The sequence below is a fragment of the Occallatibacter sp. genome (assembly GCF_049802275.1).
Taxonomy (GTDB): domain Bacteria; phylum Acidobacteriota; class Terriglobia; order Terriglobales; family Acidobacteriaceae; genus Telmatobacter.
The window spans coordinates 44,818-66,234 of record NZ_JBARMD010000666.1; the positions used below are offsets into that span (position 1 = coordinate 44,818).

The window sequence follows — 21,417 nt, forward strand, 5'->3', positions numbered from 1 at the left end:
GCTCTTGGCCGACCGCAAGCTTCCGACTCATTTTGTTCCCGCGTACTCGATTAGAATCGGTCGCGATGTCACTGGAATTGGTTGATGATCGGTGGCCTGCTTCGAGCCATCTTCGAGTGTCACCGCGACAACACCGTCAACATCGTTGAAGAATGCCTGGCCATCCGCGCTCCACACCACGCGATAAAGTGTGCTGCCCTTAACGAGCTCGCATTCCCATATTGATGAACCGTGCATTTCCCGGCATGGAGCAACCGCTGTGGTACCGTCGAGCCAGTCAACCACTTGCTCAGCAGCCTTTCCAGCAGGCGTCATACCGCTTCCCTCGCGCCACAGGGTACCCCACTCGGGGTTATCCCATTGATACCAATAGGCGCGAGCGATCCCATTAGTGAAATTGATCAGAAACCACTTCGTCACAAAAGCGGCCTGCGCGTTCTGATCGGGCAGCTGTGCGTCCTTCCCCCAGCCTCCCTCCGTATTCCAGATCGGCAACTGGCTCAGACCATGCTTCGCAAGTACGTTGCGTAGCGCCTTAATCTGTTCCGATAGCCCCTCCGGAGGAAGTGCAGGGCGATCGTTTCTCCCTGCGTAGCCGTGCCATGCAATTACATCCGCAAACTTCCCGCCGCCCGCGGCAAGATACTGATCGAGCCACGCGTCGTGTGAAAGCGGCCACCCCGACGACGATACAGCAGGCGTTGTAACGATTGCCGAAGGATCAATTGACTTGATGATTGGATACGCTCGTGCCGCCAGCTCAACCATCTGCTTCGGAGTTCCGGTCCAGAACCCTGAACCATTCGGCTCATTCCATAACTCGTAACTCGAAATCTTGCCTCGATATCTAGTTACAAGTGCCGTTACAAACTCAGCCCAGTCATCCAGATTGGGCGGAGCCGCACAGCCAACTTTCTTGCCGATGCACGCTTCGTCAGGACGCGTGCTCGCCCACCGCGGGGTATTCACAAATACATAGTCGAGCTGAACGTGATGGCTCTGGGCCTCCGCGGCCCAGGTATCCAACGAGTGCCAGTCAAATTGCCCCCTCGCCGGCTCGAGGGCACCCCACGACGCTCCTGCAGGCCGAATGCTTCCAAAGCGCAACGCAGGCCAATGACGAGTGGGCGAGAGAGTGTGCATGCCCACGAACTGTATCGCGAAACCGGCCGACCTCAATTCTGCCGATCTCGCCGAATGCGATGCCATAAATCCCTCAACTGCATGTGACTGCAGAAACATGCCTATTCCGGCAGCAAGCGATCCCACGCGCTTTACGACGAGTCCTGCACCCATAGTTCTCATTCCTTTGTTGATGCGTGAATTGCTTCCATTCGAAGCCAACCACTAAGATGCCGCGAAGTTCCTCTTTGCTGTTCCCTCTGGCGGAGGTTCCCAGTCCGACGCGTTCCGCACGCTCAATTCCAATGCATTCATCACATTTACCTTCCTGTAATTTTCCTCGCATCCTATCAAACCCTTGTGTTCTGTTCGCATCAAATCCTTTATTCGCCTCCCGCCTCATTTGGGGCTATGGATGTTGATTATCGATTTTTGCCCTCAGCGTACGAGATCGATGCTGTGTGCGTTTCCGGTTGGTTCGTACGAAAGACTAGTTAGATTAGCCGATACGCAAATGAGGCGACATTGAGCTTGACCCTTGAATGAACAAGCTAGACCTGCGATTCGGCATGACTCGAATCATACTTCCATCTTTTTGTTTGCCGCTAATGCAAGACTCGCCAACTGACTGTTTGAGGCATTGTGGATGAACACAAAAGCAATTCCGTATCAGCCCCAAGGAAGTGAACGGGTTGAACCAACTCCAATCGACATTGTCATTCACGCACGAGCACGAAACGACTGGTCCCCTTCGGCACTTTCTGTCCCTTTGGTTCGGATCGCTGCAGACATTCTGCTTCTCGTCGCCGGCACCATCGTCGGCGGAACAATCGGCCACTTGTTCCAACGCACACACACTTTTGAACTGAGCACGCAATCCCTTCTTATCGGATCCTTAATGTACACCGGCCTTGTGCTTTGCCTTCTGCAGAGCGACAACGCCTATCCGCGTGTTTGCAGTCTCCTGCATGTCAAGGAAACAGAGACCGTGCTCCGCGTCTCAATTAAGGCAGTCATGGTTACCCTGGTGTTGTGCATCGTCGCCAGGTACCCCGTTCCGCGCATGGCCATGCTTGGTGCGTGGATCTGCGGCACAGCACTACTCGCGATTGGACGAGTATGGGTGCTTGAGGCTGTCAGGCAACGGATCGCTCCGGCCCTGTCGCAACGGCGTTCTCTCATCTACGGTTCACGTCGCACGGCCCGCCGCTTCTTCACCGGGGCGCTCCATTCGCCGATGCTGGGCATCGAACCCGTGGGGTTCGTTGCCAGCGAAAGTGAGCATAGCGACGCCATCTACAGCTACGACTACTTTCAGCGCGATTCCCGCCCCATCTTTCATGAAGCTCTGAGTGTAGAAATGCTCACCCGCCTCAAGATCAAGGACGTTTTCGTCTGCGACTCCAGTATTTCCGATCACGCGCTCAAGACTCTCAGAGAAGTCGCTCAATCTGCTAATTGCACGCTGTCTCTTGTCGATGATCAGGAAATTCTCGCCAACAAGTGCCCCACCCGCGTATGGGAAATGGATGGGCTTTTCATTGCAACCACTGAACCCAACGATCCAGGCAACTTTTACAAAATTACCAAGCGTCTCATCGACATCGCATGCTCCTCCATTTTGATCCTGCTGAGCGCGCCCATCTGGGCCCTCCTTGCAATTGCCATTCGGTGCGAATCAAAAGGACCTGTTTTCTTCCGGCAAACTCGCGTCGGTCAGGATGGAAGATCTTTCGAGATCCTCAAGTTTCGCACCATGAAGGTCGACGCGCCGAAGTATGCCCGTTCTCCGAACGAGCATACTGATTCACGCATCACACGCGTCGGCCGCTTTCTTCGCAAGACCAGTCTCGACGAGATTCCACAACTCATCAACGTACTCAACGGCGACATGACCCTCGTTGGCCCTCGGCCGGAAATGCCATTCATCACCGAGGAATATGGTCCTTGGGAAGCAACGCGACTCACCGTACCCCAAGGCATCACCGGGCTTTGGCAGTTGAGCGCAGACCGGCAGTACGCGATTCACCAATCGATTGAGTATGACCTCTATTACATCCAGAACCGAACTGTGCTGATGGATGTTGCCATCCTTCTCCACACCCTGGTGTATGCCGCAAAAGGGATCTAATGAACAAGTTCAGAGCAACTTCAATCGCAATTCATCATTGCGCGTAGGTCGGATCGGTTGATGGAAACGGCTTCGAATCGCAGTTCAAGCGTCGATGTAGTCAGTCAGAAGGCACACAGGAAGACATGAAAGTTCTGATGGTTCACAATCGATATCAGCAGAGTGGCGGAGAGGATGCCGTGGTCGATGCGGAGGTTCGCCTCCTTGCCGGAAATGGCATCGAGGTTCGGCGCTTCGATGCCGACAACGATGCGATTCAAGGGCTCGTTTCGAAGATCCAGGTTTCAGCAGCCCAGTTTGGCCTGCCGACTGCCGCCCTATCCAGATTTAGAAGGACTCTGGCTGAGTTTCGACCTGATCTCGTCCACGTGCATAACTGGTTCCCGACCATCTCTCCATCTATATTCAATATCTGCTCCCGCTTCAGTGTGCCTGTCGTCCACACACTGCACAACTATCGCCTGCTCTGCATAAATGCGACGCTGTTTCGTGATGGCCACATCTGCGAAGACTGCGTAGGCACGACGTTTCGCGTTTCGGGCGTCGCCCACGCATGCTACCGGGACAGTTGTCCAGGAAGCGCGGTAGCCACGGCTGGAATGCTCGTCCACTCCTCGCTCGGCACATGGCGCCGGTCGATCGATCGCTTCATCGCCCTCACGGAGTTTGCGAAAAACAAGCTGATCGAAGGCGGCTTGCCCGACGACAGGATCGTCGTGAAACCTAATTTCATCGACCCCGATCCCGGAGCGGGAACTGGCCGAGGCGGTCACTTTCTGTATGCAGGGAGACTCACCGAGGAGAAAGGGCTTCGCGTCCTTCTTAACTGCTGGAAAGATTCCCCTGATCTGCCCATCCTGAAAATCGCCGGTACCGGCCCTCTTCAGGGCGAAGTGCGCGATGCCGTCGCCGCGTTGCCGAACGTGGAGTGGCTCGGCCCGAAAAGCAGCGCTGAAGTACTCGAGTTGATGCGCGATGCTGCAGCGCTGCTGTGCCCCTCGCAGTGGTACGAGGCGATGCCCCGCGTGGTGATTGAGTCTTTCGCTGTCGGCACACCCGTCATTGCGTCCCATATCGGCTGCTACCCCGAAATGATCACCGATAGCGAAACGGGTGCACTCTTTCCGGCAGGAGATGCGAACGCTTTGCGAAGTCTCCTTCGCGATTTGATTCATCGCCGGGCGCTCCCAGAGATGCGCGCGAGAGCACGCCATTGTTTTTCATCTCACTACGCCGGCGAGAGGAATCTCTCGATTCTGCTCGCGATCTACCGCTCCGTGATGCTTGCCGGAAAGATGGTGCCTTCAAGGCCCATCCCGGCAGGGACATGATTCCTAGAATTAGGCACATACCCTCAACTGTCTTCCGAATTTTTGTTTTGAACGAACTATTCAATTCGTCATCAGTGATGACCAGGTAAGTAAAGGAGGCGCTCAGCCAATGTCTCTCTCCAACGATCCAACCACGGGCATGATTGCCCCGTATGTGCCGGCGCAACCCGCGTCAAAGCGGGTCGACGATTTCTCTTTCCAATTTGGCGAGGGTGAGTCGCTCAAGGGAATCTGGAGCGTTATCAGAAAGCGCAAGAAATCCATCTGGGCCGCGGGATTCTTGGGCGCTTTGCTGGCTTTAATCGCCTGCGTACTTATGACCCGGCAATATCTCGGCGTGGCGACTATCGAAGTCCAGAAGACTGACGCTGCGGAAACGAGCCTGCGTGCGAACTCCGATCCCCTGCCTTCCACTATGGATGCCGTCAAGGGGGATATCGCAACACACATGAGTGTGTTGAAAAGCCCAAACGTGCTGCTCGCAGTCGTCCGCGATCTTCATCTTGAAAACGAGCCCCCTTTCAAGTTCAAGCCCTCGCTGCTCGGCTACATTGATGGCGCAAACGCTCATATCGAAGACGAGATGAAGCGTGGGCTTCCGTTGGAGCAGGCTCCCTACACCCGGGATCGGATCCTCGGGATCTTCCAGAAAAAATTGAAAGTGGAGAATACCCCGGATACCCGCCTCATTACCGTGCAGTATCTGAATCCGGATCCCAATCGCGCATCCCAGATTGCCAACGCAATTGTGCAGGAGTATGTAACCTATGAGGCGCGTTCGCAGGCTACATCCAATGCCCAGCGCTGGCTCTCTGACCAGCTTGACGAACTGAAGGCTAACTACGAAAGCACCCAGGACAAGCTCGCTACTTTCGAACAGCAGACCGGACTGAATGGCATGGTGCTTGGAGCCCTCGGCGAAACCGGCGGCACAGGCGGAACAACTCACGTCCCCGTCCTCGATACGCTTGACTCCTTGAATCAACAACTCACGGCCGCGCAGGCAGACCGCATTGCCAAAGAGGCTATCTACAAACTCACCCAAACAAAGGATCCCGAGGCCGTGGCATCGCTTGCCGCCAATGCCGGAGATGCCGGCCTCAGTAACGCAGCCTCGGAAAGCGCAGTATCAGGAGCTGGCCTTGAGCTTCTACGCAGCTTCCGCCAGCAGCAGGCTGCCCTGCGTGTCACCTACAACGACATGCTCACAAAGTACGGCCCGAACAACCAGCACCTAATCGAGACGAAGAGCCAGCTCGACACCGTCAACACTCAAATCGCAGAAGAGATTTCGCGCATCAATGAACGGGCGCGGCAGCAGTATCTGTTCGCTGCACAGCGCGAAGACGGCATTCGCGCAGCCTTCAACCAAGCCCAGAAACAAGCCGGCGACCTTAACATCAGCGCTGTAAAGCTCCAGTCCCTCTCACAGGAAGCCGCAGCAAGCCGCCAGCTCTACGACTCGCTCTACGGCAAACTGAAGGAACTGAATATTCAAGCAGCGCTCCGGGCCACAAACATCAGTGTCGCCGATCCGGCTCGTCCGCCGTCAGTCCCCAAGCGTCCCAATCCGCCACTCTATATCGCTCTCGGACTCATTGCTGGACTGTTCACCGGCGTAACCACGGCGTTCGTCCGCGAGCATTTGGATGACACCGTTACGGTAGGGCTGCAATTGCAGAGCGGCGCGAGCCTGCCTATGCTGGGAAATATCCCTGCGTCTCCGGTAGTGCGCTCCCTATCTTCCAGGTTGAGCTCCGTGGGCGGTGCCAATCTCGAGACCAGCCCTCTCATTAACGATCCGCGATCCGCAAATGCAGAGTCTTTCCGGGCACTTCGCACCGCAATACACGTTGCTTCTCAGTCCGGCCGCCTGCGCACCCTGCTCGTGACCAGCCCCCTCTTCGGCGAAGGAAAGTCAACGGTTGCTTACAACACTGCGGTCGCATTTGCGCTTGCGGGAAAGCGCGTACTTTTGCTCGATGCCGATATGCGTAAACCGCACCTGCACGACTTCTTCGATCGCCCCTGCTCGCCAGGCTTGAGCGACGTGCTGATCGGCAAGGCAAAGGTCCAGTCCTGTATTTACGCGCATCGCACCTTGCCCACGCTGGCGCTGCTTCCTGCGGGCTCCGAGACACTCGCCTCCGCCGAGTTGCTTGAATCCAACGAATTCGATGAGCTACTCAGCACTCTCACCGGTGAATACGATTTGATCATCGCAGACAGTCCGCCAATTCTCTTACTCACAGATGCGCGCGTGCTTTCCGAGAAGTTCGGCGCAACCATTGCGGTCGTTCGAGCTCGACAGACGACGCGCACGGTGCTCAAGAGTCTGTCCTCAATCCTCGAAATGACCGGGTCCCGCGCTGTAGGCATTGTGCTCAATGGAGTTGATACCAACTCCATCGACTACTTCGACGCCTATGGCCACCACGGAAATGGAGACTACCTCGATGCATAACGCAAAGCATCCACTCACCCCCGCGATCGCAGAGGCTGCACTGGCCGCCATCCTCATAGTCCCGGCACTCGCGTTCCATCCCGCAGCCTTCGCGCAGTCCGTTCAGCCGAATGGAACCCAGCAGAGTCCATCGCCTCAGCTCGAGACAAGGCCTCAGTCGAATCCAAACAGTCCAGGTTCGGTTATCAGTGTTCCAGAGGACTTCGCAAGCCTGAAACTTGCACCTGGGTTCCTTCTGAACCTTGTTGTCTATGACGAGCCGGATTTTTCCGGCCCTGTACGTATCGACAATGAAGGCAACCTGAATGTTGCCTTCCTCAAGCCAGTGCATGTCAGTGGCGATACAGTGGTCCAAGCCAAGGCGGCTATTGAGAAAGCCTTCCGCGATCAAGGCATTCTCAAGAACCCGCAAGTCAGCATTGATGTGCAACAGTTCGCCACGACAACCGCAACCGTCATCGGAGAAGTGCAGAATCCCGGCAAAGTGGAACTGCTCGCTCCACACAGCCTTCTCGAAGTAATCGGGATGACCGGCGGCGAAACGAACCTTGCCGGAAACGTAATCGAGGTGAAGCGTGCTGATGGCGATCCCCCAACAAAGTCGTACCACTACGCGAGGGGCGGCGACGCGACTGAAATCCGCGATGTGATGGTCCATCCGGGAGACACGGTCATCGTTAAGCGTGCCGGGATTGTATATGTTCTCGGAGCAGTCAATCGCCCCGGCGGGTACGCCATGCAGGAGCAAGGCGAACTCAACGTGGCGCAGGCCGTTTCACTGGCCCAGGGTCTGTCCATGCAGGCTAAGGTTGACGCTCTCCGCGTCGTTCAAAAGCAGCCCGACGGCAAGATGATTGAGATCCCTGTGTCCTACAAAAAGATCATGGACGGAAAAGAGTCCCCCTTGATGCTGGCCGCTGGAGACATCGTCTATGTCCCCGTAAGCAAGATGAAGACGGTTCTCAGCTCAACAATGGGCGTTATTGGACAGACCTCGGCCGCAGCAATCTACGTCGTACATTAAGGCATTGGACAATCAATGAACAGCTCGATGGCATTCTCAGTCTTTCCTTGGAATCTGAAATCCTGGCGCTCTGCCTTCAGCGTCGCAGGATTACCTGGCATCGCGCTCTTCTGCCTTCTGTTGGGCGCGATGCTTCAGGTGGAAGATCTCTCCGGTGGAGGTGCGGGTCACAGTAGCGCGGCAGCAATTCTACTCATCCGAACTCCTGCGATTGTCATTGCTTTTCTTATACTGCTATTCAAGCCGCGCGTGGCTCCCATGCGCGATACGGATTTGCGCCTCGGTTATTTGGCGTTCGCAGGGCTCTATTTTCTTTCGACCATGTGGTCGCAGATTCCCATACAGACCCTGGGCAAGAGCGCGGAACTGCTGCTGGCCGGTATGGTGTTTTTCGAAGCATCGCGCGGGCAAAACGCAATCGCGCGTATTGAAGGTCTGCGCCAGATCACTCTGCTTGTCATGTCCCTGCTGGGTTCTTTGGCCGTGATCGGTTTTTGCTTTCGTCTTCACGCCTTCGTGCAAAACCGGCCAGGTCTCATCAGCAGCACAACCGCGCAGGCTCCGTTCCTTTCGGGGAATGGCCTCGGATACGTCGCCAGCGCGCTAGTGCTTGTTGTGATTGCCGAGTGGCAGGCTCATCGTCTCCGAGGAAGTGTTGCGCTTCCCCAACTTCTGTACGCGCTGGCCTTGTTCAGCGTCTCTGCCAGCCGCACTTCGTTTGGCATACTCCTGCTCTCAGTGCTCCTCGTGATTTTCAAGCGATCGAAGGTAATCGGCATACTTTGTGTCGGCGGAGTCGGTATCATGGGGATCCTGTTCTCTACCGAAATCGTAACGCGCCTCCAGGGCCACCAGGCCTCTTCGAGTTTCGTCACGCTCAGCGGTCGAACGGTCGTCTGGACCGCGGCAGTCCGCCAGTTCCAACAGTATCCTCTGCTTGGTGTCGGCGGCGGTGTCGGCGGCAAAACGGTCATCTCACACATCGGCAACTTATATCTCGAAGAGATGAGCTCTCTACACAACGGATTCCTTGAAGTGCTCACCGGCCTCGGGATCATCGGCTTCCTCCTTGGGACCGCGTTGCTGGTTATAGCGTCCTTCCGATCGTGGACCGCTTGGAATCTTCACCCGGAATTTGCCGGGACCTACGTGCTCATCATTCACGTCTGGATGACGACCATTATGTCGACGGGCCTGCTGGGGTGGATGGGGTACGAAGTAGCGATCTTCCTATGCATCATCACCAATGTTGATCTCGTGCGAGAACTCGCGCGACCACCTGCCACTATACCCAGACCTGTCCGGTGGTCGACCGGCGCACTTGAGCCGCGACGTCAGGCGGCCGGTTAATCGGCGCAGATTTTGATTTATTCCAGAGTATACGAGGAAAACTAAATGACAGTTGCAGAGGCAATTCGCAGCTTATCGTCAGTTCCACCGCTGTTGCGCACCATCGATAACATTCCCATGACCGCCTCACCTGCCGACCTCGTGGATATTTCCCTGGGTTGCCCCGCCATCCAATCCCAGCAGATTCGCTCGGAATTTCTCGAACTTGCGAAGATGGTCAAGGCACAGCAGTGCAAGTACATCATGGAGATCGGGACCTATCGCGGCGGAACGCTCTTTGTATTTTCCCAACTTGCCGATCCTCATGCGACTGTTATTAGCCTTGATTTTCATTTCAGTTTCCTGGGCAAGGTTTACGGGGCTCTGCAAAAGCCGCTGCTGCGCAAATTCGTACGCAACGGGAAGTCGCTTTTCCTTCTTCGCCAGGACTCGCATCTGCCCGAGACGGAGCAGGTCGTGCGAGATATTCTGAAGGACAACGAACTCGATTTCCTCTTCATCGATGGCGATCACACCTACGAGGGGGTCCGAGCGGACTTCACGATGTACTCCCCCTTGGTGCGAGAAGGCGGCCTAATAGCTTTTCACGATATCGCGGAGTCTGGCGGTTCGCGTGAGGTGCATCGCTTGTGGGAAGAGCTCAAGCCCAACTACAGGCACAGCGAATTTATTCACAAGACGGGTAGCGGCGCGATGGGAATCGGAGTACTGCTGGTTTGACCACGCATTCTCTCTCACTCGGCCCACGCGACTGGTCCGCCGCGATCGTCATTGACAAACGGAGGCCTTGAGCTCGTGAAGCTCCGAGGATTGCGGCTGCAGAAGTTCTCACGCGGAAGAAGCGCACAGACCGTCGCCGACCAGATTCTGGTTAGTGCATCTAATTTCCTGACCGGGATAATCCTCGTCCGCGGGCTTGGCCTCGTTGCATTCGGCAAGTTCACCATTGCCTACGTCATCCTCCTTCTCGCAAATAGTATTCAGCTCAGCTTCATCTCGTCTCCCATGATCACGCTCGGTTCGCTCTGCGCGACTGACGACGAGCGGCGCGACTTCGTTCGTGGAGTATATGGTGTACAGCTCGTCTTCTGCGCGATCGCAACCCTGGCGACCGTCGCAGCAACGGTCATCTATATGTCGGTTGATCGCAGCGGCGTTCCTCCCGGCTTTGTGGTTCCCTTCTCTGCCGCGGTCGCGTTCTTCCTTTTGCAGGATTGGCTTCGTCGCTATTACTTCACCATTGGCAAAGCGCGGTCTTCGGTCTGGAACGACGCTGTCAGCTACGGCGGACAAGTTGTGGTGCTGACAATATTGTGGGCTACGCATTGGCTCACCGTCGGCTCTGCGTTTGGAGCCATCGCTCTCACATCCGGCTTGGCTTTCGTCATCGGTGCAGTGCTTGAGAGATTGCGAAGCCGCCGCCCAGAAGCGCAAAGCGCATGGCGGCGCATTCGCAGTCTCTCCATCGATCTTGGAATTGCCAATCAGTTGCAGTGGCTCGTCTACCAGGGCGCCATGCTTGTCGGCGCCAGCGTTGCCGGACCCCAGGCCGCCGGCGGAGTACGCGCTACGCAGAATGTAATCGGTCCGGTCAACATCGCTTTCCAAGCGATGGAGAACATCGTGCCCATTCGCGCCGGTGAAGAGATGCGGCGCGGCGGAATCCATAGAGCTGCAAAATTCCTTTTCCGCTTTGGCGCAGCCGGATTTGTAGCGCTGCTTCTGCTCTTCTCGGCAGCTTCTTTTCTGTCAGGCCGTTTTCTCTCTTTTTTCTATGGCCATGGATTGCGCGTATATGCGGGTGTATTAAACCTCCAGATGCTTTACTTTCTGTTAGCGTGGCCAATTCGGCAACTCACTTTCTTATTTCGCACAATGGAAAGCACGCGCCCCATTCTGATTTCGTCAGTCGTCGCAGCGGTGATGAGCATGTCACTCGTCGATCCGATGGTCCGCGGCTACGGCGCGCTTGGAATCGTGATGGCGGCCGTCTGTGGCCAACTTGGCAATCTTGTTTACCTCGCGATCGCCTGGTTGCGCGTATCGTCGGCTGCGAATGGCAAGTTCTTTGCGGGCACTGCCGAGTTGAAGTCCTGATACACGGACAGTCGAATCCGCGATCCGTCTATCGTGAAGGCAAGCGCCTCTCGCGTTGCTTCTTCCCCGTTTCAAAGCCAACTTGCAGATCGGCGGGTGTAGCGCATTGTTCGTCAGCGATTTGCTTCAGCTGGCTTTTGCGGCCTGCCTGACGTTGCGCGTAAACCATTGGTAGCCGACCAAAGCCATGAACCGTGGAATAGTTCTGAAATAGCGTCCCGCGAGACGGCGTGGTTCCGATCCAAGCCGGAAGGCCCACTCCAGCCCGTTGCGCATCATCCAGCGCGGTGCCTGAGGTTTGGTACCGGCAATGAAGTCGAATGCAGCCCCCACCGCGAAAAGCACCGCTGGAATGCGCCCTTTATGCGCCATGATCCATCTTTCCTGCCTGGGGCAGCCGAGGCCGACAAAAAGCCAGCGGACTCCCGCATCGCCGATCTGGCGCACGATGGCTTCGTCCTCTTCGTCTGTTAATTGGCGAAATGGAGGGGACATCTGGAACGCGATGTGGATCCCTTGAAATCTTCTCTTTACCTCGACGATAAGCTTCGCAAGCGTCAAAGCACTGGCACCGTAAAATCCGACAGGAATGCCCGATTGTTGTGCGGCCCCCAGAAGAGCCAACGTCGCATCGGGCCCGTAGACCCGGCTCGCTTGCGGCGCACCGAAAGCTCTAAGCGCCCAGACTATGGGCATCCCGTCCGGATTGGCCAGGTCGGCAGAGTTCATATCTGCACGGAATGACGGCTTGTCGTAAGCCTGCATGATGCCATGAGCGTCAACGAACACTACGGTTCTTGATTCGCGGGCCTGCGCCCACGCGGTGCATTTCTCCACGACCTCATCGTAATTCGAGGCCGCAATATCTACTCCCAGGACGCTAGGCATGTACCTTTCCTTTGGCTGTTCTAATGCCGTAAAAACGCGCAGATCGCCCACATACGCATATGTATGATGTTTGATGCGGATTCGGTTGGGCGGGTCAAGTCCTCACCGTTCGACTCGATCGTGAGATTCATCGCGGCCCAGCGACGCGTGACCGACGTTCGCGAAAATCCCGCCTGATAGTCAACCTAGGCAACCTGCGATTGAGGGAACGCATCTATCTTTTCGCTGCAATCCAGCATTCGTGCGCTTCGACGGGTAAACAGGGGAGGCGCCCGTGGCTCTAAAAACGAGTGCTGATTTGCCAGATCCCACCGAGGAGCACCCGACTTGTCGACGACCATTGAACCGCCCCTAAGCGGGCATGATGGAGATAACCGGTACCCAATCAGCGCGTTGGAACCACCGATGTCGGAGTGTCTGACCTCCATCCTGCAGAGCCTCAAAACCATGAAAGAAGGCGATTTCAGCGTGCGCCTTCCGGTGTCGTGGACCGGCCTCCCAGGAAAAATTGCCGACAACTTCAACGAAATCGTTTCCGCGAACGAACAGATGGCCTTCGAACTGAAGAGAGTCGGTCAGGCAGTCGGTAAAGAGGGCAAGACACGCGAGCGCATCCGCGTGGAGCATCGCCGTGGGGCTTGGGATGACATGGAGGTCTCAGTCAACACGCTGGTCGAAGATCTCCTTAGGCCAACAACTGAAGTAACCCGCGCGATTGCCGCGGTGGCACAGGGCAATCTCACCCAGACAGTCCGGCTTGACGTCGATGGGCGCCCCCTTGAGGGCGAGTTTCTTCGCTCCGCCAATATCGTGAACACGATGATTCAGCAGTTGGGTGTGTTCACGGCCGAAGTAACCCGTGTCGCCCGCGAAGTCGGCACCGACGGCAAGCTCGGCGGTCAGGCTGTCGTGCCCGGCGTGGCCGGAACCTGGAAAGACCTCACGGACTCCGTAAACTCGATGGCCTCGAACCTCACTGGACAGGTCCGCAACATCGCCGAAGTGGCAACGGCTGTAGCCAGCGGCGATCTTTCCCGCAAGATCACCGTCGACGTGCGCGGCGAGATTCTGCAGCTTAAAGAAGCCATCAACACAATGGTCGATCAGCTGCGTTCCTTCGCGTCGGAAGTAACGCGCGTGGCGCGTGAAGTTGGCACCGACGGCAAACTCGGTGGACAAGCTGTTGTGCCCGGCGTTGCGGGAACCTGGAAGGATCTCACCGACTCAGTCAACGCAATGGCCGGCAATTTGACGGCGCAGGTAAGAAACATCGCCGAAGTAACAACCGCCGTGGCTCGCGGTGACCTCTCGCGCAAAATCACGGTCGACGTGAAAGGCGAAATTCTCGAATTGAAAGACACAATCAACACCATGGTGGATCAGCTCAATGCCTTCGCCGGCGAAGTGACGCGCGTGGCCCGCGAAGTTGGAACGGAGGGTAAACTCGGCGGGCAAGCTAGCGTTCCGGGTGTAGCTGGAACATGGAAGGATCTGACTGACAACGTGAATTTCATGGCCGGCAACCTAACCGGCCAGGTGCGAAACATTGCCGAGGTGGCAACGGCCATCGCTAACGGCGATTTGTCCCGCAAAATCACCGTCGACGTGCGCGGCGAAATTCTTCAGCTGAAAGAAACGCTGAATACCATGGTTGACCAGCTCAACCGGTTCGCTGGCGAAGTGACACGCGTAGCTCGCGAGGTCGGCACCGAAGGTCGTTTAGGCGGACAGGCCAACGTGCCCGGTGTCGCGGGTACCTGGAAAGATTTGACCGACTCGGTCAACTCGATGGCCGGCAACCTGACTGCGCAGGTGAGAAATATTGCTGAAGTAACAACAGCAGTGGCCCGCGGCGATCTTTCCCGCAAGATCACGGTGGACGTGAAGGGCGAAATCCTCGAGCTCAAGAACACAATCAACACGATGGTCGACCAGCTCAACGCGTTCGCGGGCGAAGTGACGCGCGTCGCCCGCGAAGTGGGCACCGACGGAAAGCTCGGCGGCCAGGCACAGGTCTCCGGAGTGGCCGGCACCTGGAAGGACCTTACTGACAACGTCAACTTCATGGCGTCAAATCTCACCGGTCAAGTTCGCAATATTGCGGAAGTGGCGACCGCCGTAGCTCGCGGCGATCTCTCACGCAAGATCACCGTCGATGTAAAGGGCGAAATTCTCGAACTGAAAGACACGCTGAACACCATGGTGGATCAGCTCAACGCGTTTGCCGGCGAAGTGACGCGCGTGGCACGCGAAGTTGGTACCGATGGGAAGCTCGGCGGCCAAGCGCAGGTGCCGGGGGTTGCTGGCACGTGGAAAGATTTGACCGACTCGGTGAACTCCATGGCTTCGAACCTCACGGGCCAGGTGAGAAACATCGCCGAAGTGTCGACGGCTATTGCGACAGGGGACCTTTCAAAGAAGATCACCGTGAACGTGAGCGGCGAAATTCTGCTGCTGAAAGAAACCATCAACACGATGGTGGACCAGTTGAACCGGTTCGCCGGCGAAGTGACACGCGTGGCCCGCGAAGTGGGTGCCGAAGGAAGGCTTGGCGGTCAGGCCAATGTGCCCGGCGCGTCCGGGACCTGGAAGGACCTCACCGACTCAGTCAATTCGATGGCAGGTAACCTGACTGCACAGGTTAGAAACATCGCCGAAGTGACCACAGCCGTGGCCCGCGGCGACTTGAGCCGTAAAATCACCGTCGATGTGAAGGGCGAAATTCTTGAGCTCAAAAATACCATCAATACGATGGTGGATCAGCTCAACGCGTTCGCCGGCGAAGTAACGCGAGTGGCCCGCGAAGTAGGAACCGATGGAAAGCTCGGCGGACAAGCGGTTGTGCCGGGCGTCGCCGGGACATGGAAGGATCTCACCGACTCTGTGAACTTCATGGCCGGCAATCTGACCGCGCAAGTGAGAAACATTGCCGAGGTGGCAACGGCGATTGCCAACGGTGATTTGAGCCGCAAGATTACAGTCGATGTTCGCGGCGAGATCCTTCAGCTCAAAGAGACCCTGAACACGATGGTTGAACAGCTGCGATCGTTTGCTGCCGAAGTGACCCGTGTGGCGCGCGAAGTTGGTTCAGAAGGTCGACTTGGCGGTCAGGCTAATGTGCCGGGCGTCGCCGGTACATGGAAAGATTTGACAGACTCAGTGAACGCCATGGCCGGTAACCTCACGGCGCAGGTAAGAAACATCGCCGAGGTGACGACGGCCGTAGCCCGCGGCGATCTGAGCCGCAAGATTACCGTTGACGTGAAAGGCGAGATTCTCGAGCTGAAAGACACCATCAACACGATGGTGGACCAACTCAATGCGTTCGCCGCCGAAGTCACTCGCGTGGCGCGCGAGGTTGGTACCGACGGCAAACTTGGCGGCCAAGCAATGGTCCCCGGTGTGGCCGGCACATGGAAGGATCTTACCGACAACGTCAACGTAATGGCGGCCAACCTCACCGAGCAGGTGCGCGGCATTGTGAAGGTTGTGACCGCCGTTGCCAACGGCGCGCTGAATCAGAAGCTGACCGTGAACGCCAAGGGCGAAGTGGCTGCGCTCGCCGAAACCATCAACAACATGACCGATACGCTGGCGACATTCGCTGACCAGGTGACGACGGTGGCCCGTGAAGTTGGCGTAGAAGGGCGCCTGGGTGGACAGGCCAACGTCCCGGGTGCAGCCGGCACATGGAAAGACCTGACCGGAAACGTGAACCTGCTGGCCGATAACCTTACCAACCAGGTTCGCGCGATTGCAGAAGTGGCAACAGCTGTGACTAAGGGAGACTTGACGCGATCTATCCAAGTGGAGGCGCGCGGCGAGGTGGCGGAGCTGAAGGACAACATCAATACGATGATTGATAACCTTCGTCTTACCACAGATCGCAACACTGAGCAGGATTGGCTGAAAACAAACCTTGCGCGCTTCACCGGCATGTTGCAGGGCCAACGCGATCTGGCGACCGTAGGAAGAATGCTGCTGTCCGAACTGGCTCCGCTGATTAATGCACAGCAAGGCGTTATCTACCAGATGGGCGGCGACTCAACCGCATCGGATGGAAGTCTTGTTTTGCTTTCCACGTATGCCGATACTCCCGAAGGCTATCTAAAAGAGGTGCGCGTTGGCGAGGGGTTGATCGGACAATGCGCCGCCGAGAAACGGCGCATGCTGATTGCGGAACTGCCTAGGACAACAGCGCCTATTCGTTCGGGGCTCTTCGAGGCTGTTCCGAAAAATGTTATCGTACTGCCCGTCTTGTTTGAGGATCGCGTAAAGGCGGTCATCGAACTCGCCAGCCTGGGAGCCTTTACGGCATCGCATTTGTCGTTCCTAGAACAGCTGACTTCCTCCATTGGTATTGTGCTCAACTCGATCGAAGCCACCATGCAGACCGAAGGCCTCCTGAAACAATCGCAGCAATTGGCCACAGAGTTGCAGACGCAGCAGAAAGAATTGCAGCAGACTAACGAGCAGCTTGCGCAGAAGGCCCAGCAGTTGGCCGAGCAGAACTACGAGGTGGAGCGCAAGAATCAGGAAATCGAGCAAGCCCGCCGCGCGCTGGAGGAAAAGGCTCGCGAACTCGCGCTGACTTCGAAATACAAATCTGAATTCCTTGCCAACATGTCGCACGAGTTGCGCACGCCGCTTAACTCCATCCTTGTACTCGGCCAGCAGCTGGCCGAGAATCCGGATGGAAGCTTGAATGCAAAGCAAGTTGAATTTGCTCGGACCATTCACGGCGCCGGCACTGACCTGCTGAACCTGATCAGCGACATTCTAGACTTGTCGAAGATCGAATCGGGTACCGTTTCTGTCGATGCGGAAGAGGTCTTTTTCGGCATGCTACTAGACACGGTTGCACGACCCTTCCGTCATGAGGCTGAGAACCGCAAGCTCACCTTCGATGTTACGAATGACCCGCGCATGGGCCGCAGCCTGGTCACCGATTCGAAACGTTTGCAGCAGGTTCTGAAGAACCTCCTGTCTAACGCCTTCAAGTTCACGGAACAGGGCACGGTAAAACTTTCGGTTTCATCGGCGGCCACCGGCTGGACACCGGACCACCCGATTCTTAGCGGTGCTGGATCAGTCATCGCTTTCGAAGTTTCCGACACTGGCATTGGGATTCCCCCGGAGAAACAGCGCATCATCTTCGAGGCGTTTCAACAGGCAGATGCAGGCACAAGCCGCAAATATGGAGGAACGGGTTTAGGTCTCGCGATCAGCCGCGAACTTGCAAACTTGCTCGGTGGTGAAATTCAATTGAGGAGCCAACCCGGAAGGGGAAGCACGTTCACACTCTATCTGCCGCAGACTTATGTGGGTCCGGCGGTGTCAACGGTCGTCAGAGCGGAGAGAGACGGAGGAACGATCACTGTTCCAATGTTCCTCTCCAATGTCGCAGCAGCAGAGCAGGAAGCGCGAATCGAGGACGACCGCAATTCACTGGAGGAGGGAGACGCGGTGCTGCTGATCGTCGAAGACGATCCGCACTATGCCCGCGTGCTCTGCGATCTATCGCGCGACAAAGGTTTCAAGGTCCTGGTGGCGATGGCGGGAACAGAAGCGCTCGCATTGGCGCGCGAGTATCATCCAACCGCTATCTCGCTGGATGTGATGCTGCCCGATATGCTCGGCTGGACTGTCTTGAATCATCTCAAGCAGGATCCGAAGACGCGACATATTCCCGTCCAAATGCTGACGCTCGATGAAGACCGCCATCACGGCCTCTCCCGCGGAGCCTTTGCATTCGTAACTAAACCGACCTCGACCGATGAACTGAACGCGGCCTTGGCGCGCATTCGCGAGTACTCACAGCCGCGACGCAAGAGGTTGCTCGTTGTCGAAGACAATCCCGCCGAGCAGTTGAGTACGCGCGAACTACTCTGGCACGAGGATATCGATATCGATGTCATCGATTCAGGTTCGAAGGCGCTTGAGGCTCTTGAACACGACGCGTATGACTGCATCGTTCTCGATCTTCGTCTGCCTGATATGTCAGGCTTCGAAGTGCTCGAAGAGATCAAGAGCAACGGGAGGCTGCGGGACCTGCCTGTGGTGGTGTTCACAGGCAGAGAGCTATCGGCCGAAGAAGATGCGCAGCTGCACACTTTGGCCCGCAGCGTAGTGGTCAAGGACGTTGAATCGCCAGAGCGCTTGTTAGACGAGACCGCCCTGTTCCTGCATCGCGTGGTTTCTGATCTGCCAGAAACCAAGCAGCAGATGATCGATCGACTGCATCAATCGGATGAAGCCCTGGCCGGAAGAAAAGTGCTGGTCGTCGACGACGATGTGCGCAACATATTCGCTTTGAGCAGTGTGCTCGAGCGGCGCGGTATGACTGTGCTCTCGGCAGGTACAGGCCGTGAAGCAATCGAGACAATCGAAACCACGCCCGACCTGGCAATCGTCCTGATGGATATCATGATGCCGGAGATGGACGGATACGAAACCATGCAGGTCATTCGACAGAATTCCTCCCTGCGTCGCCTGCCCATCATTGCGCTGACGGCGAAAGCCATGAAGGGCGATCGCGAGAGGTGTCTCGAGGCCGGCGCCTCGGAATATCTCGCCAAACCGGTAAATACTGAACAACTGCTTTCCGCTCTGCGCATGTGGCTACACCGCTAGCTGCGCGCGGCAGAGGGCTTGGAGAGAACTAGATGAACGTAGACTCAAAAGTCAACATCTTGATGGTCGATGACCAGCCGGCTAAACTCCTTAGCTACGAAGTCATCCTTTCGGAGCTCGGGGAGAACCTCATCAAGGCGACTTCTGCCAGTGAAGCACTTAACGTTCTGCTGAAGAATGACGTTGCCGTGGTTCTGATGGATGTGAGCATGCCCGAACTTGACGGATTCGAGCTGGCCGACGTGATTCGTCAGCACCCGCGATTCCAGAAGACTGCGATCATCTTTATCTCCGGCGTTCATCTCACCGACTCCGACAAGATCCAGGGCTACCGCAGTGGTGCAGTCGACTACATATCGGTTCCAGTCGTGCCCGAGGTATTGCGAGCAAAGATCAGCATTTTTGTCGAGCTTCATCGAAAAACTCGCATGCTCGAATCACTGAATAATCAATTAGAACAACGCGTCGCAGAGCGCACAGATGAGTTGCGGCACCGAGAGGAGCAGTTCCGGACGCGCGCGAAGTTGCTGGATCTTGCCACTGAGGCGATCATGGAACGCAGCATCGGCGGTGAAATCCTATTCTGGAATGCTGGAGCTGAGAACCTCTACGGCTGGCGACGCGAAGAGATCATTGGCAAGGACGTTCATTCGGTGTTGCGCACAATATTTCCCGTAGCGCGTGCAGAGATTGAGACCGCGTTGCGCGATGGCAGAGTCTGGCATGGAAATCTTCTCCAGAAGAAGAAGGATGGTTCCGACGTTATCGTTGCCTGCCGAAAGATCATGAATCAGGAAGGTGATGCAGTCCTCGAAGTGAACCGGGATATCACGGCGCAACTGCATGCTGAAGAGGCGCTACGCGAGACGGAGAAGTTGGCAGCCATGGGTCGCGTTGCGGGAATTATTGCCCACGAAATCAATAATCCGCTCGCGGCGATAACCAACATCTTTTTCCTGATTCGTAATCACCCGTCGCTCGATGACGAGGCGCGGCACTGCGCTGCTATGGCCGAACAGGAATTGCAGCGGGTTGCGCACATCACCCGGCAGACGCTTAGTTTTTACCGAGAATCGAAAACACCAATTGCGGTGATGCTCACCGAACTACTCGACGACGTCGTCGGACTGCAGGAGCGTCAATTGCAAACCAGCCATATTCGCTTGCGCAAGAGGTATTTCACACCGGGATTAGTCCATGGATTTCCCGTCGAGCTGCGCCAGGTCTTCCTCAACCTGATCGGCAATGCTATCCAGGCTATGCCGAACGGCGGAGAATTGCGGCTCTCGGTGCGAGAGTCCTGTGACTGGCAACTGATGCGCCGCGGCGTCAGCGTTTCGATCGTGGATACAGGCCTTGGAATTAACCCACAGGACTCAGGAAAGCTCTTTGAACCGTTCTTCAGCACTAAGTCCACAAAAGGCACCGGCCTTGGGCTCTGGATCAGCAAAGGAATCGTGCAGAAATACGAGGGGCGCATTTCATTTCGAAGTTTTCGAACCAAGGATGGATGCAGCACCTGCTTCCGTGTATTCCTGCCCAGCAGCGCCGCCTTCAACCTGATCGGAAATAATGCCAGCGAGGTGACCTCGCCGGGAATCGAGATCACCCCCAACGGCTACGGCGCAGCGATGCAGCACGCATAGTGCGCAATCGTTCGGCAATCCATGACAGGAAACTTGGCTCGGGGGAATCTATGTACAGCGGACTGCTTATAGGATGTGGTTGTTAGGGAATCGGCTTGCAAGCCAGCTGAGATTTACGCCTCGTCAACCTACTTCCTCCGAAAGCGAAATTCAGTTCCGATTGCCGCAATGGCGTGGCTGTCCAGCACCTCGATCGCCCGAGCGAAGACAATCGTTTCCTCGACTTGGATATGGTCGGCGTAGAGTTGCTTGAGGCGCGCTGTCTGGGAGAGGAGTTGCTGTTTTTCCTCGAATCCCAAGGTGTTCGACTCGATCCAGCGCAAATAGAGAAGCTCGACCGATCCATGCAGTTCGCCTGCTTCGTGATGATCGGCCTCGAGCCTATCGATCTCTTTGAGAGACTCTGTTACGGATTTGCGCAGCCTGGGAAAGAGCGACTCCTCTTCATCCATCGTGTGTCGTGCCCCTCCAGTGCGGAAATACTGGAGCGCAGCCTGAACTGCATGACGCTCATCCACAGTCAGTTCCCTTCCCTGTGCGCGTTCAACAACAACACAAAGCATGCCAAGGAAGCTCTCAATTCTTCTGTGGCAATCCTTGAGCATGCCAATCGGATCATCAAAACCACTGTCGGGCTTTGCGCCAATCTGAATCGCCATTGCATTCGCCTCAATTTCTTCCGTTCTATGATTGTCGTTCATTCGCCGGCTATTTCGTACTTAGGCACCCTG

Annotated in this window: 12 protein-coding genes; 9 read left to right on the top strand and 3 right to left on the bottom strand. The window is 56.3% G+C overall.

Annotated features, from left to right (window positions below):
- Positions 1 to 27: 27 nt before the first annotated feature.
- Positions 28 to 1,296, bottom strand: a complete 1,269-nt coding sequence (locus WA354_RS22495) for a GH39 family glycosyl hydrolase (RefSeq protein ID WP_472815262.1) — start codon at positions 1,294 to 1,296, stop codon at positions 28 to 30.
- Positions 1,297 to 1,768: 472 nt separating this feature from the next.
- On the opposite strand from WA354_RS22495, the gene WA354_RS22500 reads away from it, so the two are divergent.
- The 7 genes from WA354_RS22500 (at position 1,769) to WA354_RS22530 (ending at position 11,519) form a co-directional block, all read left to right on the top strand.
- The gene (locus tag WA354_RS22500; RefSeq protein WP_472815263.1) at positions 1,769 to 3,253 is read left to right on the top strand and encodes an exopolysaccharide biosynthesis polyprenyl glycosylphosphotransferase; all 1,485 of its coding nucleotides are present in this window, start codon (positions 1,769 to 1,771) and stop codon (positions 3,251 to 3,253) included.
- Positions 3,254 to 3,378: 125 nt separating this feature from the next.
- Entirely contained in the window at positions 3,379 to 4,584 is a 1,206-nt protein-coding gene (locus WA354_RS22505) for a glycosyltransferase (RefSeq protein WP_472815264.1), read from the top strand.
- A 109-nt stretch (positions 4,585 to 4,693) separates the two neighbouring features.
- A complete protein-coding gene (locus tag WA354_RS22510; RefSeq protein ID WP_472815265.1) occupies positions 4,694 to 7,048 on the top strand; it encodes a GumC family protein in 2,355 nt (784 codons plus the stop codon).
- Positions 7,041 to 8,072 carry a polysaccharide biosynthesis/export family protein gene (locus WA354_RS22515; RefSeq protein WP_472815266.1) on the top strand — a complete coding sequence of 344 codons (1,032 nt, stop codon included), beginning with the start codon at positions 7,041 to 7,043 and terminating at the stop codon, positions 8,070 to 8,072. The genes WA354_RS22510 and WA354_RS22515 overlap by 8 nt, the downstream gene beginning before the upstream one ends.
- A gap of 27 nt (positions 8,073 to 8,099) precedes the next feature.
- Entirely contained in the window at positions 8,100 to 9,422 is a 1,323-nt protein-coding gene (locus WA354_RS22520) for an O-antigen ligase family protein (RefSeq protein WP_472815267.1), read from the top strand.
- 45 nt (positions 9,423 to 9,467) lie between these two features.
- Positions 9,468 to 10,142 (top strand): class I SAM-dependent methyltransferase, encoded by a 675-nt coding sequence (locus tag WA354_RS22525; protein WP_472815268.1) that lies wholly within the window; start codon positions 9,468 to 9,470, stop codon positions 10,140 to 10,142.
- Positions 10,143 to 10,217: 75 nt separating this feature from the next.
- Positions 10,218 to 11,519: an MATE family efflux transporter gene (locus WA354_RS22530; RefSeq protein WP_472815269.1), complete on the top strand. Its 1,302-nt coding sequence runs from the start codon at positions 10,218 to 10,220 to the stop codon at positions 11,517 to 11,519.
- A gap of 126 nt (positions 11,520 to 11,645) precedes the next feature.
- On the opposite strand, the gene WA354_RS22535 is transcribed toward WA354_RS22530, so the two are convergent.
- Positions 11,646 to 12,407 (bottom strand): WecB/TagA/CpsF family glycosyltransferase, encoded by a 762-nt coding sequence (locus tag WA354_RS22535; protein ID WP_472815270.1) that lies wholly within the window; start codon positions 12,405 to 12,407, stop codon positions 11,646 to 11,648.
- Positions 12,408 to 12,734: 327 nt separating this feature from the next.
- Here WA354_RS22535 and WA354_RS22540 point away from each other — a divergent pair, with 327 nt between their 5' ends.
- Positions 12,735 to 19,040, top strand: a complete 6,306-nt coding sequence (locus WA354_RS22540; protein WP_472815271.1) for a HAMP domain-containing protein — start codon at positions 12,735 to 12,737, stop codon at positions 19,038 to 19,040.
- Between the two features lie 32 nt (positions 19,041 to 19,072).
- Positions 19,073 to 20,686, top strand: coding sequence for an ATP-binding response regulator (locus WA354_RS22545; protein ID WP_472815272.1), 1,614 nt, complete (start codon positions 19,073 to 19,075; stop codon positions 20,684 to 20,686).
- A gap of 128 nt (positions 20,687 to 20,814) precedes the next feature.
- On the opposite strand, the gene WA354_RS22550 is transcribed toward WA354_RS22545, so the two are convergent.
- Positions 20,815 to 21,345, bottom strand: coding sequence for a hemerythrin domain-containing protein (locus WA354_RS22550; RefSeq protein ID WP_472815273.1), 531 nt, complete (start codon positions 21,343 to 21,345; stop codon positions 20,815 to 20,817).
- Positions 21,346 to 21,417 lie beyond the last annotated feature (72 nt).

Coding starts and splice junctions, on each gene's coding strand:
- WA354_RS22510 (WP_472815265.1), top strand. CDS start 4,694: ATGTCTCTCTCCAACGATCCAACCACGGGCATGATTGCCCCGTATGTG.
- WA354_RS22550 (WP_472815273.1), bottom strand. CDS start 21,345: ATGGCGATTCAGATTGGCGCAAAGCCCGACAGTGGTTTTGATGATCCG.
- WA354_RS22505 (WP_472815264.1), top strand. CDS start 3,379: ATGAAAGTTCTGATGGTTCACAATCGATATCAGCAGAGTGGCGGAGAG.
- WA354_RS22515 (WP_472815266.1), top strand. CDS start 7,041: ATGCATAACGCAAAGCATCCACTCACCCCCGCGATCGCAGAGGCTGCA.
- WA354_RS22495 (WP_472815262.1), bottom strand. CDS start 1,296: ATGGGTGCAGGACTCGTCGTAAAGCGCGTGGGATCGCTTGCTGCCGGA.
- WA354_RS22520 (WP_472815267.1), top strand. CDS start 8,100: ATGGCATTCTCAGTCTTTCCTTGGAATCTGAAATCCTGGCGCTCTGCC.
- WA354_RS22500 (WP_472815263.1), top strand. CDS start 1,769: ATGAACACAAAAGCAATTCCGTATCAGCCCCAAGGAAGTGAACGGGTT.
- WA354_RS22545 (WP_472815272.1), top strand. CDS start 19,073: ATGAACGTAGACTCAAAAGTCAACATCTTGATGGTCGATGACCAGCCG.
- WA354_RS22525 (WP_472815268.1), top strand. CDS start 9,468: ATGACAGTTGCAGAGGCAATTCGCAGCTTATCGTCAGTTCCACCGCTG.
- WA354_RS22535 (WP_472815270.1), bottom strand. CDS start 12,407: ATGCCTAGCGTCCTGGGAGTAGATATTGCGGCCTCGAATTACGATGAG.